17 protein-coding genes are annotated in these 15,307 nt (G+C 66.6%); 1 reads left to right on the forward strand and 16 read right to left on the reverse strand.

Annotated features, from left to right (window positions below; translation table 11 throughout):
* Positions 1 to 2: 2 nt before the first annotated feature.
* From GO615_RS17580 to GO615_RS17655, 16 genes are all read right to left on the reverse strand, one after another.
* Complete coding sequence (locus GO615_RS17580) at positions 3 to 599, reverse strand: DsbE family thiol:disulfide interchange protein (protein ID WP_169130461.1); 597 nt, start codon at positions 597 to 599, stop codon at positions 3 to 5.
* Positions 600 to 607: 8 nt separating this feature from the next.
* A complete protein-coding gene (locus GO615_RS17585; protein ID WP_169130463.1) occupies positions 608 to 2,581 on the reverse strand; it encodes a heme lyase CcmF/NrfE family subunit in 1,974 nt (657 codons plus the stop codon).
* Positions 2,578 to 3,024, reverse strand: coding sequence for a cytochrome c maturation protein CcmE (gene ccmE, locus GO615_RS17590; RefSeq protein ID WP_169130465.1), 447 nt, complete (start codon positions 3,022 to 3,024; stop codon positions 2,578 to 2,580). Before ccmE ends, GO615_RS17585 begins: the two co-directional genes overlap by 4 nt.
* Complete coding sequence (ccmD, locus tag GO615_RS17595; protein WP_169130467.1) at positions 3,021 to 3,233, reverse strand: heme exporter protein CcmD; 213 nt, start codon at positions 3,231 to 3,233, stop codon at positions 3,021 to 3,023. Before ccmD ends, ccmE begins: the two co-directional genes overlap by 4 nt.
* Positions 3,233 to 3,997 carry a heme ABC transporter permease CcmC gene (gene ccmC / locus GO615_RS17600; protein ID WP_169130478.1) on the reverse strand — a complete coding sequence of 255 codons (765 nt, stop codon included), beginning with the start codon at positions 3,995 to 3,997 and terminating at the stop codon, positions 3,233 to 3,235. The genes ccmD and ccmC overlap by 1 nt, the downstream gene beginning before the upstream one ends.
* Positions 3,998 to 4,005: 8 nt before the next feature.
* Positions 4,006 to 4,683 (reverse strand): heme exporter protein CcmB, encoded by a 678-nt coding sequence (ccmB, locus tag GO615_RS17605; protein WP_169130480.1) that lies wholly within the window; start codon positions 4,681 to 4,683, stop codon positions 4,006 to 4,008.
* Positions 4,680 to 5,306, reverse strand: a complete 627-nt coding sequence (gene ccmA / locus GO615_RS17610; protein WP_169130482.1) for a cytochrome c biogenesis heme-transporting ATPase CcmA — start codon at positions 5,304 to 5,306, stop codon at positions 4,680 to 4,682. Before ccmA ends, ccmB begins: the two co-directional genes overlap by 4 nt.
* Positions 5,307 to 5,420: 114 nt before the next feature.
* Positions 5,421 to 6,059, reverse strand: a complete 639-nt coding sequence (locus GO615_RS17615; RefSeq protein WP_169130484.1) for a NapC/NirT family cytochrome c — start codon at positions 6,057 to 6,059, stop codon at positions 5,421 to 5,423.
* A 30-nt stretch (positions 6,060 to 6,089) separates the two neighbouring features.
* Positions 6,090 to 6,542 (reverse strand): nitrate reductase cytochrome c-type subunit, encoded by a 453-nt coding sequence (locus tag GO615_RS17620; protein ID WP_169130486.1) that lies wholly within the window; start codon positions 6,540 to 6,542, stop codon positions 6,090 to 6,092.
* Positions 6,539 to 7,417 (reverse strand): quinol dehydrogenase ferredoxin subunit NapH, encoded by an 879-nt coding sequence (gene napH, locus GO615_RS17625; protein ID WP_169130488.1) that lies wholly within the window; start codon positions 7,415 to 7,417, stop codon positions 6,539 to 6,541. Before napH ends, GO615_RS17620 begins: the two co-directional genes overlap by 4 nt.
* Positions 7,414 to 8,283 carry a ferredoxin-type protein NapG gene (napG, locus tag GO615_RS17630; protein ID WP_169130490.1) on the reverse strand — a complete coding sequence of 290 codons (870 nt, stop codon included), beginning with the start codon at positions 8,281 to 8,283 and terminating at the stop codon, positions 7,414 to 7,416. The genes napH and napG overlap by 4 nt, the downstream gene beginning before the upstream one ends.
* A gap of 26 nt (positions 8,284 to 8,309) precedes the next feature.
* Entirely contained in the window at positions 8,310 to 10,862 is a 2,553-nt protein-coding gene (napA, locus tag GO615_RS17635) for a nitrate reductase catalytic subunit NapA (protein ID WP_169130492.1), read from the reverse strand.
* 1 nt (position 10,863) lies between these two features.
* The gene (locus GO615_RS17640; protein ID WP_169130494.1) at positions 10,864 to 11,187 is read right to left on the reverse strand and encodes a chaperone NapD; all 324 of its coding nucleotides are present in this window, start codon (positions 11,185 to 11,187) and stop codon (positions 10,864 to 10,866) included.
* Entirely contained in the window at positions 11,184 to 11,684 is a 501-nt protein-coding gene (gene napF / locus GO615_RS17645; protein ID WP_169130496.1) for a ferredoxin-type protein NapF, read from the reverse strand. Before napF ends, GO615_RS17640 begins: the two co-directional genes overlap by 4 nt.
* Before the next feature lie 120 nt (positions 11,685 to 11,804).
* Positions 11,805 to 12,458, reverse strand: coding sequence for a two-component system response regulator NarL (gene narL / locus GO615_RS17650; RefSeq protein ID WP_169130498.1), 654 nt, complete (start codon positions 12,456 to 12,458; stop codon positions 11,805 to 11,807).
* Complete coding sequence (locus GO615_RS17655) at positions 12,455 to 14,404, reverse strand: ATP-binding protein (RefSeq protein ID WP_169130500.1); 1,950 nt, start codon at positions 14,402 to 14,404, stop codon at positions 12,455 to 12,457. The genes narL and GO615_RS17655 overlap by 4 nt, the downstream gene beginning before the upstream one ends.
* Before the next feature lie 219 nt (positions 14,405 to 14,623).
* Here GO615_RS17655 and GO615_RS17660 point away from each other — a divergent pair, with 219 nt between their 5' ends.
* Complete coding sequence (locus GO615_RS17660) at positions 14,624 to 15,304, forward strand: Crp/Fnr family transcriptional regulator (RefSeq protein ID WP_169130502.1); 681 nt, start codon at positions 14,624 to 14,626, stop codon at positions 15,302 to 15,304.
* The last annotated feature ends 3 nt before the right edge of the window (positions 15,305 to 15,307 follow it).

Genomic DNA, 15,307 nt, shown 5'->3' on the forward strand with positions numbered 1-15,307 from the left:
GCTCAGCTCGCACGTTGCAGCTCCGCAATCTTGGGCATCAGCACGTCGCGCAGCGACTCCGGCGTGATCGGTCCGATGTGCTTGTAACGGATCACACCCTGCTGGTCGATCAGGAAGGTTTCCGGAACACCGTAGACCCCATAGTCGATGCCGATGCGTCCATCAAGATCGACGGCCGACACCATGTACGGATCGCCGCCATGTTCGACGAGCCACTGGCGGGCGCGCTGGCGCGCCGTGGCCAGCTCGGTCGCGGGGTCCAGGCCCTTCACATCGAGCGCGCCGTCGCCGCGCACTTCCTTGTAGTTGAGGCCGATGATGGGCACCGGGCTGTTGCGGGCAAAATCGACCAGAACCGGATGCTCGTAGCGGCACGAAATGCACCACGAGGCCCAGACGTTGAGGAGCCACACGCGCCCCTTCAGGTCCTCCGGCGCAATGGTCTTGTCCTCGGCCTGCAGCTGCGGCACACGGAAGGCCGGCGCCGGCTTGCCGATCAGGGGCGAAGGGACCTCGCGCGGATTGAGTTTCAGGCCGTAGCCGAGAAAACCGGCCAGCAGCAGGAAGATGAACAGGGGTACTAGGAACTTCGCTTTCATGGAACCTCTCAGGCAACCTGGCGCGCCGCCCCGGCAGGGGCTTCGCGTTCGGCCAGACGGCGGTAGCGGCGGTCGGCAGCGGCGAAGATGCCGCCCAAGGCCATCAGGGTGCAGCCCAACCAGATCCAGCTGATGAACGGACGGTAGAACAGGCCCACGACCCAGGCGCCGTCCTCGAGCTGGTCGCCGAGGTTCACGTACACGTCGCGCAGCGGTCCGATGTCGATCGAGGCCTCGGTCATCGGCATGCCCTGCGCTTCGTAGAAACGCTTCTCGGGCGTGAGCGTCGCGAACGTGACACCGCCGCGGCTGACCTCGATCGTCGCGCGGGCCGCGGCGTAGTTCGGGCCGGGCGCATTGGCCACGCCGCGGAAAGTAAAGGTGTAGCCCGCCAGCTGCGCCGTGTCACCGGCCAGCATCTTGACCTGGATCTGGCTGTTCAGGCTGCCGACCATGGCGACGCCGATGATGAAGACGCCGATCCCCAGGTGCGCGAACCACATGCCCCACCACGCGGCGGGGATGCTGCGCAGGCGCGCCCCGGTGCCGGCACCGGCGCGATCCGCGAGGCGCTGCCAGAGGATCTGCACGCTACCGATCAGGACCCACGCCGCGAGCGACAGGCCCAGGACGGTGCGCCACGTGACATGGCCGATCGCAAAGGCGATACCGATGCCCAGGACGATGCTCGCGACCAGGCCCGGTCCGACCCTGCGCAGGATGCTGTGGCCGTCGTCGCCTTTCCAGCGCACGAAGGGGCCGATCATCATCAGCACGATCACCGGGGTCATCAGCGGCACGAACACGGTTTCGAAGTACGGAGGTCCGACCGAGATCTTGCCGAGGTTCAGCGCATCGACGAACAGGGGATAGAGCGTGCCGAGCAGCACGGAGCCGCAGGCGACCGACAGCAGGACGTTGTTGCCGAGCAGCGAGGCTTCGCGCGAGACGAGGCTGAAGCTGCCGCCCCCGGCCAGGGTGGGCGCACGCCAGGCGAACAGGGCCAGCGAGATGCCGATCACCAGCACCAGAAGCACCAGCACGAACAATCCGCGCGCGGGGTCGGTGGCAAACGCATGCACCGAGGTGAGCACGCCCGAGCGGACGAGGAAGGTGCCCATCAGCGACAAGGAGAACGCGCCGATGGCGAGGAGGACGGTCCAGCTGCGGAAGGCGCCGCGCTTCTCGGTGACCGCCAACGAGTGCATCAGGGCAGTGCCGAGCAGCCACGGCATGAACGAGGCGTTCTCGACCGGATCCCAGAACCACCAGCCGCCCCAGCCGAGCTCGTAGTAGGCCCAGCCCGAGCCGATGGCGATGCCGGCGGTGAGGAAGACCCACGCAACCGTGGTCCACGGACGCGACCAGCGCGCCCAGGCGGCATCCATGCGGCCGGACAGCAGCGCAGCGATCGCGAACGCAAAGGCGACCGAGAAGCCGACGTAGCCCATGTAGAGCAGCGGCGGATGGATGATCATGCCCGGATCCTGCAGCAGCGGATTGAGGTCGCGGCCTTCGGGTGCGCCGGGCAGGATGCGGTCGAACGGATTGGACGTGATCAGCAGGAACAGCAGGAATCCGGTGCTGACGAGGCCCAGCACGCCGAGCACGCGCGCCATGAAGATCTCGGGCAGGTTGCGGCTGAACACGGTCACGGCAACCGTCCACAGCGCGAGCGACATCGCCCACAGCAACAGCGAGCCTTCGTGGTTGCCCCACACGCCTGTGATCTTGTAGATGACCGGGGTCAGCGAATGCGAGTTGCTGGCGGCGAGTTGCAGCGAGAAGTCGCTGTTGATGAAGGACCAGGTGAGACAGCCGAAGGAGAACGCGATGAACAGGAACTGGCCCTGCGCTGCGGTGCGTCCGACGGACATCAGCGCGAGGCGGTTGCGGCTCGCGCCGACGAGCGGCACGACGCCCTGCACGACCGCGAGGATCAGCGCGAGGATGAGGGAAAAGTGGCCTAGTTCGGGAATCATTGCTTCACCGTCTTGGCGGCCTTCTGCGCCTGGTCGACCGCGTGCTGGGCTTCGGGCGGCATGTAGTTTTCGTCATGCTTGGCGAGCACTTCCGAGGCGGTGAACTGGCCATCCGGGCTCATCTTGCCCTGCACGACCGCCCCCTTGCCCTCGCTGAAGAGATCGGGCAGCGAACCCTTGTAGGTGACGGGGATGGCCTTCGCGGTGTCGGTGATCGCGAATTGCACGGTCACGCCGTCGGCGGCGCGCTTGATCGAGCCGGGTTCGACCAGACCGCCGATGCGGAAGGTGCGACCGGTCGGCGCCTTTCCTTCGGCCACCTCGGTGGGGGTGTGGAAGAACACGAGGTTCTCCTGGAACGCGGTGAGCACGAGAGCCACCGCTCCGATAAGCAGTGCGACGGCGCCGCCGAGCAGCATGAGCCGTTTGCTACGGGGTTTCATTCAACGATCTCCTCAAAAGCACGGCGCCCGCCCGCGCCGGCCGCACTGGCCCGACGCAGGCGCAACAGGCGCCGTACGGTATCCCTACGACGATGCACGACGAGGATCAGTTCCCCGACCACGAGCAACAGCGTCACGCCGTAACTGCCCCACACGAAGGGAGCGAATCCGCCCATGTCCCAGAAGGCGCTCCAGGATTCCCACTGCATCAGATCTTGCCCTCCAGCGCATTCAGTTCCGCAGCAACCCAATCGGTATGGCGCTCGCGTTCGAGGATCAGCGAGCGCACGCGCCACAGCGTGACCGCGATGGTGTAGGCCCACGCGGCGAGCGCCATGACCAGCATCCCGGTCAGCATGGTCGTCGCCATCGAAGGAGCCTTGTTGAGACTGACGGAAGCCCCCTGGTGCAGGGTGTTCCACCACTTCACCGAGAAATAGATGATGGGCACGTTGACCGCGCCGACGAGCGCGATGATCGCCCCGGCCTTGTCGGCGCGACGCGGGTCTTCGATCGCCCGGGTCAGTGCCATGAATCCCAAATACAGGAATAGGAGCAGCAATTGGGAAGTCAGGCGCGCGTCCCACACCCAGTAGGCACCCCAGGTCGGCTTGCCCCACAGCGCACCGGTCCACAGCGCGACGAAGCAGAACATGGCGCCGGTCGGCGCGAGCGCCTGCGACATGATGAAGGACAGGCGCGTGTTCATGACCAGCCCGACAAAGGACCAGAAGGCCATGACGAGATAGACGAACATCGACATCCATGCCGCGGCGACGTGGATGTAGATCACGCGGTAGACCTCGCCCTGCACGGCATCGGTCGGCGCGACGAAGAACCCCAGCCACATGCCGGCTGCGGCGAGGACCGCGGCGATGCCTGCGAACCAGGGGGCGAGCTTGCCGGCCAGCGGGTAGAACATCTGGGGAGCAGCAAAACGGAAGATGCTCTTGCTGCGTTCGGGCTTTTGCATATCTTTCATCATTCAACCGCAATTCGGAGGGCTGCCGCACAGGCCAGCGGAGCAAGGGCCAGGGTAGCCAACAGGCCGCCACCTAGAAGCAAAAGATGTGCCTGCGCACCGACCCCGGATAAGTAGGCATCGACCGCCCCGGCGCCGAAGATCAGCACCGGCACGAAGAGCGGCAACACCAGCAGCGCGAGCAACATGCCGCCGCCACGTAGCCCGAGGGTCAGCGCGGCGCCGACCGCTCCGAGCAGCGCGAGGATCGGGGTTCCGAGCGCCAGGGACAGGACCAGCACCCCCAGCGCCCCCTGCTCCACGTCGAAGAGCAGCGCCAGGCCAGGCGCGACGACGACCAGCGGCAGGCCGGTGGCGATCCAGTGGGCGCTGATCTTGGCGACGACCCACAGGACGGTCGGCTCGGGCGTGAGCAGAAGCTGTTCGAGCGTGCCGTCGGCGTGATCCTGCGCGAACAGGCGGTGCAGGGACAGCAGGGTGGACAGCAGGGCCGCCACCCACAGCACGCCCGGCGCGATGGCTCGCAGCTGGTTGGGCTCGGCGCCGACCCCGAAGGGAAACAGGCACACGACGACGACGAAGAACGCGAGCGTGACGAGGACGTCGGCCCGGCCGCGCCATGCAAGCAGGAGATCGCGGCCGAGGACCGCGGCGAAAGGACCCAGGGCGCGACTCAACAGGCTACCTCGGCAAGATCGAGCACCGTCGGGGCCTTGGCGAAGGGGGCATCCTGGTGGGTGGTGAGCACCACCATGCCGCCGGCGGCGCAATGTTCGGAGAGTGTGGAAGTGAGGTCGGCCACCGCAGCGACGTCGAGCGCCGTGAAGGGCTCGTCGAGAATCCACAGCTTGCGGTCGGCCTCGAGGAACAGGCGGGCCAGACCGACGCGCCGGCGCTGCCCCTGCGAGAGGACGCGCGCGGGCAGGTCGAGCTGCTGGGCGAGGCCGATGCGCACGAGGGCATCGATGCAGGCATCCTCATCGACCTTGTCGCCGCCGGAGGAACAGGCGAAGCGCAGGTTTTCGAGCGGCGAGAGCAGGTCGTTGAGCGCGGGAGCGTGCCCGAGGTACAGCAGGGAACGATGGTAGCTTTCGCGGTCGCGATTGATGGGGACGTCGTTCCAGAGGATTTCGCCGCTTTCGGGCATCGCCAGGCCGCACAGGATGCGCAGCAGGCTGGTCTTGCCGTATCCGTTGGGGCCGGCGACGCGCAGCAGGTCCCCCGGTGCGACCCGCAGGGAAAGGCCACGGAACAGCGGGCGGTCACCCTTCACGCAGGCGAGATCGTTGGCATAAAGCATGGGCGTGGATTTAACCACAGACGGGACCGATTCGGGAGCCCCGGAAATGGGAAAAACCGCGATTTCACCAATGGATAGATGAAATCGCGGCGGGACCGGCAGACCGCGGGAAGCTTACTCCTGCTTGGGCGCAACCGGCGGATGGAAGACCTCCGGCGCGACGCTTTCGCGCGCGGCACCGATGTCCTGCTCGATCGGCGGCAGGGAGTGGGCGATGCCCTTGTGGCAGTCGATGCAGGTCTTGCCTTCGGCCAAGCCGGCCTGGTGCGCCTTGTTCGAGCGGCGACCCTGCACGGAGTAGTCGAAGTACTCGTAGTTGTGGCAGTTGCGGCACTCCTGCGAGTTGTTCTTCTTCATGCGGCGCCATTCGTTCTGGGCGAGCTGGACGCGCTTGGCGTTGAACTTCTCGGGGGTGTCGATCGAGCCGAGCAGGTGGTGGAAGACTTCGTTGGACGCCTGGATCTTGCGGATGATCTTGGGAATCCATTCCTTGGGCACGTGGCAGTCCGGGCAGGTGGCGCGCACGCCGGTGCGGTTTTGGTAGTGAATGGTGTTGCGGTACTCCTTGAAGACGTTTTCCTTCATCTCGTGGCAGCCGATGCAGAAGGCTTCGCGGTTGGTGAGTTCGAGCACCGTGTTGAAGCCGCCCCAGAAGATGATGCCGGCGACGAAGGCAATGCCGACGACGCCGAAGGCGAGGCGACGCAGGCGCTGCCACAGGCTGCCCTTCGCGTTGTTGTTGTCCTGGGTCATGTTGGTTCCCTGTCCTTTATGCGTCGAGGATCAGCGCAGGCCCTCGGCGCGTTTGAAGTTGTTGTCGACCAGCGTCTTGGCGTCGGTCTGGGGAATGTGGCACTGCAGGCAGAAGTAGCGACGCGGCGAGATGTTCGACAGTTCGCCGCCGTCGCGGTCCTTGAAGTGGGTGAGGCTGACCTTGGTCGCGTTGAACTCCTGGTAGCGGCTCCAGGCGTGGCAGTCCATGCACTTGTTGAAATTCTTGGTGACTTCGTAGCCCTCGACCTTGTGCGGGATCAAGGGCGGCTGCTGCACGTAGTCGCGCGCGATGGCCGGCCCGTCGGGCCGGATGTGCGCGGCCGGCGTGACCGGCTCGGCCGCGTCGACGGGTGCGCCGCGCAGACTCTGCACCTGCTGGGCGAAGGCGGCCTGTCCGCCGAGAAAACCGAAACTCACGGCGGCAACGAGCGCCAGCGTCAGGTTACGGGTCTGTTTTTTCATGACTCGCTCCTATCAAATCGGGTCGTGATTCGAAAAACGTTCTTGCCGCATACATCGACGCAGCGGCCACAGTTGGTGCAGTTGCGGTCGAGGATGACGGGATGGTCCTGGCCGGCCGCCTTGAGGGCGGGGCGGATGACCTGGGGTTCGGGACACACGGCGAAGCAGTCCATGCAGTCGTCGCAGGCGCTGCGCCGGGCGGCGCTGACGCGGACCAGCGCGGTGCTGCCGAGCAGGCTGTAGAAGGCGCCCATCGGGCAGAGGTGGCCGCACCAGCCGCGCGTGGCGATGAGCAGGTCGTAGAGGAAGACGCCGCCGACGATGCCCCACGCGAGGCCGAAGCCGAATATGAGGCCGCGATGCAGCATCGACACCGGATTGACCCATTCCCACGCGAGACTGCCGGTAAAGAACGCAGCCACCAGCATGAAGCCGAGCAGCCAATAGCGGGTGTCGCCGGAGGGGATCTTGCCGCCCTTGAGGCCGAGGCGCCGGCGCAGCCAGGCGGCAGCGTCGGTGACGAGGTTCATCGGGCACACCCAGGAGCAGAACACGCGGCCGCCGGCGAGGAGGTAGAAGGCGACGACGATGCCGGCGCCGATCAGTGCCTCCTTGTACGGGAGCGTTCCGGCCGCGAGCGACTGCGCGAGCAGGAAGGGATCGGTGAGCGGCAGCACCTCGAGCGTGAGGCTGGACGAGAGGTTGCCCTTGACGATCCACACCCCGAACCACGGGCCGGCGAGGAACAGCGCGAGGATGCCGAGCTGCGACAGGCGGCGCAGGACGAGCCACTTGTGTGCGCCCAGCCAGCCCTTGCCGGCGATGGCTTCGGCGCCGATGCGCGGACGTGCGGCCTTGGTCGTGGTGGCGCTCATGGCTTCCACCCCGAGTCGAGACCGCTGTCCGGCCGGGCTGGCGTGGCAGGTGCAGGAGCCGGCCCCTGCCCCGGCAGCACGCGCGTGTCGCCGTAGGACTTGCCTTCGAGGCCGCGCACGGGCAGTTCGATCTGCTCGCCGATCAGGGACTGGCCTGCGGCTTCCTTCTCTTCCCAACCCTTGCGGTAGTGCTCGGCCTTCGAACCCTGAGCGAGCCTGACCGGCAGCACCTTGATCGCCGCTTCGCCCGGCAGCACGCAGGATTTCTCGCACTTGCCGCAGCCGGTGCAGTAGTCGGAATGCACGGTGGGCAGCAGCATCGCGTGGCGGTCGGAGCGCGGATTGTGCTGGCGTTCCAGGGTGATCGCCTTGTCGATGACCGGGCACACGCGATAGCAGACGTCGCAGCGCAGACCGAGGAAGTTGAGGCAGGTCTCGTGGTCGATCAGCACCGCGAGACCCATGCGCGCCTTGCCGATGTCGGTGAGGCTGCGGTCGAGCGCTCCGGTCGGGCATGCGACGACACAGGGAATGTCCTCGCACATCTCGCACGGGACCTGCCGTGCGGCGAAGTACGGGGTACCGGTCGCGACGCCGTCGCCCAGTTCGGCAAGCCTCAGCGTGTCATACGGACAGTCGCGCACGCACAGGCCGCAGCGCACGCAGGCGGCGAGGAAGTCACCTTCCGCCAGGGCGCCGGGCGGACGCAGGGCGACCGCGGGCAGGGCGCTCGCCTGCTTCGCGTACAGGCCGACGCCGAGCGACAGCAGGCAGGCGCCGCCCGCCACCCCCGCCACTTCCCGGAGGAAGCGGCGGCGGGGCGAGGTGCCTCCCTGGCCGACCGGCTTGTCCTGCATGTCACCCATGATCCGCGCTCCGCTGCCCTATTCCGTCAGACCTTGAGCACCTTGACGGCGCACTTCTTGAAGTCCGTTTCCTTCGAGATCGGGCAGGTGGCGTCGAGCGTGAGCTTGTTCACCAGGCGCCCTTCGTCGAAGAAGGGGATGAAGATGAGACCGACCGGCGGCTTGTTGCGACCGCGGGTTTCCAGGCGCGCGGTGATCTCGCCGCGGCGCGACACGACCTTGACCATCATGCCGCGCTGCAGGCCGCGCTTGGTGGCGTCGTCCGGGTGCATGAAGATCTGCGCCTCGGGCACCGAGCGGTGCAGCTCGGGCACGCGGCGGGTCATCGTGCCGGTGTGCCAGTGCTCGAGCACGCGGCCGGTGCACAGCCACATGTCGAATTCCTTGTCCGGCATCTCGGGCGGATCCTGGTAGGGCAGCGCGAAGATCACTGCCTTGCCGTCCTTGTGGCCGTAGAACTTCACACCCTCGCCGGTCTTGACGTAGGGGTCGTAGCCTTCGCGGAAACGCCACAGGGTTTCCTTGCCCTCGACGACCGGCCAGCGCAGACCGCGCGCCTTGTGGTACATGGCGAAGTCGGCGAGGTCATGGCCGTGGCCGCGACCGAACTGGGCGTATTCCTCGAACAGGCCCTTCTGCAGATAGAAGCCGAGTTCCTTGGACTCGTCGTTCATGTAGCCGGGGATCGCATGCGCGTTGGCCTTCTCGACGTCGGCGAGGGGGAACTTGTTGACCGAGCCGTTCTTGTACAGCACGTCGAACAGGGTCTTGCCCTTGTACTCGGGCTTCTTCGCGATGAGCTCGGCGGGCCACACGTCCTCGACCTTGAAACGCTTGGAGAACTCGAGGAGTTGCCACAGGTCGGACTTCGCCTGCCCCGGCGCGGACACCTGCTGCCGCCAGAACTGCGTGCGGCGCTCGGCGTTGCCGAAGGCGCCTTCCTTCTCCGCCCACATCGCGGCGGGCAGGATCAGGTCGGCGGACAGCGCGGAGACGGTCGGATAGCAGTCGGAGACGACGACGAAGGCTTCCGGGTTGCGCCAACCGGGGTAGATCTCGCCGTTGACGTTCGGGCCGGCCTGCATGTTGTTGGTGGTGCTGGTCCAGTAGCACTTGATCTTGCCGTCCTTGAGCGCGCGGCTCTGGGCAACGGCGTGGTAGCCGATCTTCTCGGGAATCGTCCCTTCGGGCAGCTGCCAGATCTTCTCGGTGATCGCGCGATGCATCGGGTTGGTGACGACCATGTCGGCCGGCAGGCGGTGCGCGAAGGTGCCGACCTCGCGCGCGGTGCCGCAGGCGGAGGGCTGGCCGGTGAGCGAGAACGGGCTGTTGCCGGGCTCGGAGATCTTGCCCGTCAGCAGGTGCACGTTGTAGATCATGTTGTTCACCCACGTGCCGCGGGTGTGCTGGTTGAAGCCCATGGTCCAGAACGAGACAACCTTCTTGTTCGGATCGGCGTAGAGCTTGGCCATGCGCTCGAGGCGATCGACGGGGACGCCCGAGAGCTTCGACACTTTCTCGGCGGTGTACTCGGACACGAACTTGGCGAATTCCTCGAAGCTGATGTCGGTCGCCGCGCCGGTGTTGCCCTTGGGCTTGCCGTCGGCGCCGGGATAGCCGTTGTTGGTGGCGTTGGCTTCGAGGGCGTGGTTCGGACGCAGGCCGAATCCGATGTCGGTCTCGCCCTTCTTGAAGTTGACCCGCGTCTTGATGAACTCGGTGTTAACTTTCTTGTTCTGGATGATGTAGTTGCAGATGTAGTTGAGGATCGCCAGATCGGTGTTGGGCACGAAGATCATGCCGTTGTCGGCGAGCTCGAAGGAGCGGTGCTCGAAGGTCGACAGCACGTGCACTTCGCTGCCTTCCTTGGACAGGCGGCGGTCGGTGATGCGCGACCACAGGATGGGGTGCATTTCCGCCATGTTCGAGCCCCACAGCACGAAACCGTCGGCGTTCTCGATGTCGTCGTAGCAGCCCATCGGCTCGTCGATGCCGAAGGTGCGCATGAAGCCCGCGACCGCGGAGGCCATGCAGTGGCGCGCGTTGGGGTCGAGGTTGTTGCTGCGCAGCCCGGCCTTGTGCAGCTTGGCCGCGGCATAGCCTTCCCAGATGGTCCACTGGCCGGAGCCGAACATCGCGACGGAATCGTTTCCGTGCTGCTTGATCGCGGCCTTCCATTTCTCGGCCATGATGTCGAAGGCCTGGTCCCACGTGACTGGCGCGAACTCGCCGTTCTTGTCGTACTTGCCGTTCTTCATGCGCAGCAGGGGCTTGGTGAGCCGGTCGTTGCCGTACATGATCTTCGACAGGAAGTACCCCTTGATGCAGTTCAGGCCGCGGTTCACGGGCGAGTCGGGGTCGCCCTGGGTGGCGACGACGCGGCCGTTCTGCACGCCGACGAGCACCGAGCAGCCGGTGCCGCAGAAGCGGCAGGCGGCCTTGTCCCAGCGCACCTTCGTGGAGGCGTTGCCGGCGGGCTGGGCCTGCGCCTGGGCCACCACCGGGATGCCGATGCCGGCGGTCGCCGCGGCGGCCGCGATGGCATTGGTCTTGATGAATTCGCGTCTATCCATGGTCATTTCAAGCCTCCTTGTCCTGAGCGCTGCCGATTCGGTCCGCCGCGAGCGGCAGGCCCGGTATCGGTTCCGGGTGTTCCAATTCGTTGTCCAAACCTTCATCCGTATATTCGTAGGCCAGCGTCACGCCGAGCGCGTGCGGAGCCAGGTTGACCGCCAGCAGCGAATCGGTCATCGCGTAGCCCTCGCCGTCCTCGACGGTGACGATGACGCGTCCGAGCTCGGCGCTTGCGCCGTGCAGCTCGACGCCCGGAATCTTCTGCAGCGCATCCTTGAGCACCTCGATGTGCTCGGGAGCGACCCGAACGACGAGACTTGCGATCTTCATACCGACATCTCCACTTCATCCTTCATTGCAATGGCGCCGGCCGGACAGGGCGCCAGACAGCCGCCACAGCCGGTGCAGCCGGCGGCGTCGAACAGGGGCTGCGCGACACCACCGAGGCTGGGCCGGAAGCGGATCGCCGCCACGCCGCATACTTCGCCGCACACGCGGCATTCCACCCCGCGCCGCGCGAGGCAGGCATCGCCGATCGCCGCCTTGAGCCGCCACGGCGCTGCCGCAACGTCATCCCGCCGCAGCGCGCGCGGCTTGCAGGCCGACACGCAGTCGCCGCAGAAGCTGCATTCACCCCGACTGAAATCGACAGCTGGATAGCCGCCCGCACTGGCCACGAGAATCGCGGGGGGGCAGGCCTTCAGGCAGTCTCCGCAGCGCGTGCAGGCGTCCTCGAACGCGCCGTCCGGAACCGCCCAGGGCGGGCGCTGCATGTCGGCATCGGAACCGAAACGGCCCCTGAGAAAACCACGGCGTGAAGTCGACATGAAACGAACGCAATACCCTGAAACATCCATGGTTTTCATTGGACACGTGCGGGAAGCGCCGAACCTTGACTGCTGTCAAGATGGGAACGACTCTCATCTGGAGTCGTCCGGACAAGCGGATCAGCGTTCGCTGCGCATGTGTTCGACCGCCCACACGGCAGCCTCGACGCGCGAACGGAAATTGAGCTTGCGCAACAGGTGCTTGACGTGGACCTTCACGGTGCCTTCGGCGATGTTCAGTTCGCGGGCGATCTGCTTGTTGGACAGGCCGCCGGCGATGCACTCGAGGATGCCCTGCTCGCGCTCGGTGAGTCCGGCCGCCGATGCGCTCTCGGGGCGCTTGTCGTCGCGCAGGGCGGCGGCCAGCAGGTGCGTGAGGGCGTCGGAGACGACGATGCGCCCGGCTGCGGCGGCGTGCAGCGCCGCCACCATCTCCTCGGGCTCCATGTCCTTGAGCAGATAGCCGTCGGCACCGGCACGCAAGGCGGCGACGAGGTCGTCGGCAGCGTCCGAGACGGTGACCATCACGACGCGGGTGTCGAGATCGGCCTGCTTCACGAAGCGCAGCACCTCCAGCCCGGACATGTCCTTCATGTTGAGGTCGAGCAGCAGCAGGTCGGGGCGCAGGTGCAGGATCTGGCGGATGCCTTCCTTCCCGTCCGCGGCCTCGGCCACGAGCTGGAACCCGGGCACGGTGCGCAGCAGCTGGATCAAGCCTTTGCGGAACAGGGGGTGGTCGTCGATGATGATGACGCGTTGCGGAGTTTCGCTCATTTGCCTTCCACGGCGATGGATATCTGGGGGCGCACCGGGGCCGCTTCGGGCATGAAACGCACGACGATGCGCGTGCCGCCGCCCGGGCGGTTCTGCACTTCGAACGAGCCGCCAAGCCCGCGCGCGCGCTCGGCCATGATCGTAAGGCCGAAATGCTGCGCCGCGACCTGGGCGCCGTCCCCCACGCCGCAGCCGTCGTCCTCGACGACGACCTCGATCTCTCCGCGGGGGGTGCGCGCGAGCGCGACGCGGATATCGGTCGCCTGCGCATGGCGCACCGCGTTGGACAAGGCCTCGCGGACAATGTGCAGGACATGGATCTCCTGGTTCGGATTGAGATGCCCGCCCGCCAGATCGAGCTCGAGCGCGATCGGCAGGCCGCTGCGCGCGGCGAACTCGGACACGGTATTGCCGAGCAGGCGCGCGAAGTCGCCCTCGATGCGCAGGCGGAAGCTGGTCAGCAGTTCGCGCAACTGACGGTAGGCGGCGTTGATGCCTTCGCGCAGATCGCCAAGGATGGGCGCGGCGTCTTCGCGCAGCTGCGACCCGGCCAGCGCCGAGGACAGCAGGCTCACCTGGATCTTCATGAAGGACAGCGACTGCGCGAGTGAATCGTGCAGTTCGCGGGCAATGATCGAACGTTCCTCCTGCAGCGAGAGCAGACGCTCGCGCTCGCTCTGGCGCGAGATGCCGAGCGCTATACCCATGTGGCGCGACACGGCCTCGAGCAGGTCGCGCTCCCATTCCGCCAGCCGCTTCCCGGGCGGCAAGGCGAGGCGCAGCATTCCGTAGTGCCGCTCGGCGTCGCGCAGCGGCACCAACAGCACATCGACATCGCCCTCGCGATGGTAGCTCCACGGCGCCGCACGCCCCGAGCAGCGCGCACAACTCTCGCTGCCCGACACGCGTTCGGCGCATTCACCCATCGTCGAGGCGATCACCGATGCGGGCCCGCCGTGCTTGGGCTCGATGCAGATGAAGCTCCCCGTGAGCCCCAGGGTCTGCTCGAGATCCTGCAGCGTTTCGGAATAGGTCTCGCTGCTCGCGGGTGCGTGGTACAGGCGCGCGATCACGTAGTAGAGGAGTTCGAGCGCACGGTTGCTGCGAGTGAGGTCGGCAGTCTTCTTCTCCACACGCGCCTCGAGTTCGCGGTAGGCCACCGATAGCTCGTCGGCCATCGCATTGAACGCGTCCCCCACCCGCCCCAGTTCGTCCGGCCCGGTGTAGCGGCTGCGCGCGCCGAAGTCGCCCCGGGCGATGCGGGCCGCGCAGGCGCGCAAGTCGGTCAGCGGACCGAGCACCCCCCGGCGCAACACGGCCAGCGCCGCGGCGATGACGAACACCAGCAGCGCGAGCGCGGCGCCCAGCATCGTGCGCAGCTGGCCGATGCGCGACTCGGCCTCGTGCTCGAGCACCGCCACCAGCGTATTGATCTCCTCGGCAAACGCATCGACGTCGGCGAGCAGCGCGCGATAGCGCGCCGTCGCGAGCGGATCGTCCGCTCGCGCCTCGGGGATGTGCAGCAGGCTGGGGCGGATGCGCGTCGTCCAGCCGGCCTCGATGCCACGGAAGATCGATGCGAAGACGCTGCTCGGCTGGCGCTCGAGCACAGTGGCGATGACGGGGCTGTCCAGCGCAGCCTCGAACTGGGCAACCGCGTTGCGAACCGCGTCCTGATCCGCAGCCCCCATGCCGCGCGCCACCGCCAGGCCGCCGGCCCGGTGGGCGAGGCGGCGCAGGCTGCCCGCGACGTTCACGGCGCTGGCGCTCCCCTGTACCGACTCGACGACGACGACCGACACGCCGATGCCGGCGACCCCGATGAGGGCGACCGCAAAGAAGGCCAGCAGGAGAAGCAGCAGCACGGCGCGGCCGGCGATCATGTGCCACATGCGCAGGGCCAGTCCGCGCCATCCACGCCCGGACGCAGCCGCCGCTGGATTCATGGGAGATACCTCCATATACCCCGATCCGTAACCGGATATTTCCCGTTCAAAAAAAAGCCATAAAAATCCGACACTTTCCACTTACCACCAATACCTCTGAAGAGGTAGTAGGCGGCAAAGTGAGACATATGCCACTAGGATCAACATGATTTCTGCATCTACACTTGCGGAAGAATGTCGGCCAGACCCCGCATCATGACGCCCAGGGAGCTTCCTGCCATGAACACGATCCAGGCCCAGACCGTTCAGATTCTCGCCCGCATCGAGCCCTTCGATCGACTCGATGCCGCCGCCCTCGGGCGCCTCGCCCACGGCGTTCGCTCGCTGCGCGCATCGCGGGGCGAGATCCTCATGCATCGCGGCGCCGAACCGGGTGGCATGTACCTCGTGCTCGAAGGCGAGCTCAAGCTGTTCCTGATCTCCAGCGCCGGGGCGGAAAAGGTCGTGCGGCTCGCCGGCCCGGGCGATACATTCTGCGAGGAAAACATCTTCAGCGACAGCTGTACGAGCCTCGCGGCGCAGGCCACGCGCAACAGCACGGTGCTGCACATCCAGCGCGGGGCGCTGCAGGCGGCGATGTCGGCCCAGCCGGCCTTCGCGATGGCGCTGATGGCGCGGCTGTCGGAGCGCATGCGCGAACTGGTCGACGGGATGGAGCAATGCACGCAGCGCAGCAGCACCCAGCGCGTCGCACACTACCTCGTGCAGCACGCCGGCAGCGACGACGGCGAGGTGCATCTTCCATGCGACAAGCAAACGATCGCGTCGCAGCTCAACCTGACGCCGGAAACCTTCTCGCGCGTGCTCAACCGGCTGCGGCGCGACGGCTTCATCATCCCGCGCGGTCGCCGCGCGATCACGCTCACCAACCGCCTGCAGCTCGAGCGCATCGCGGCGTGACGG

It is taken from the genome of Aromatoleum evansii (assembly GCF_012910805.1).
Taxonomy (GTDB): Bacteria; Pseudomonadota; Gammaproteobacteria; order Burkholderiales; family Rhodocyclaceae; genus Aromatoleum; species Aromatoleum evansii.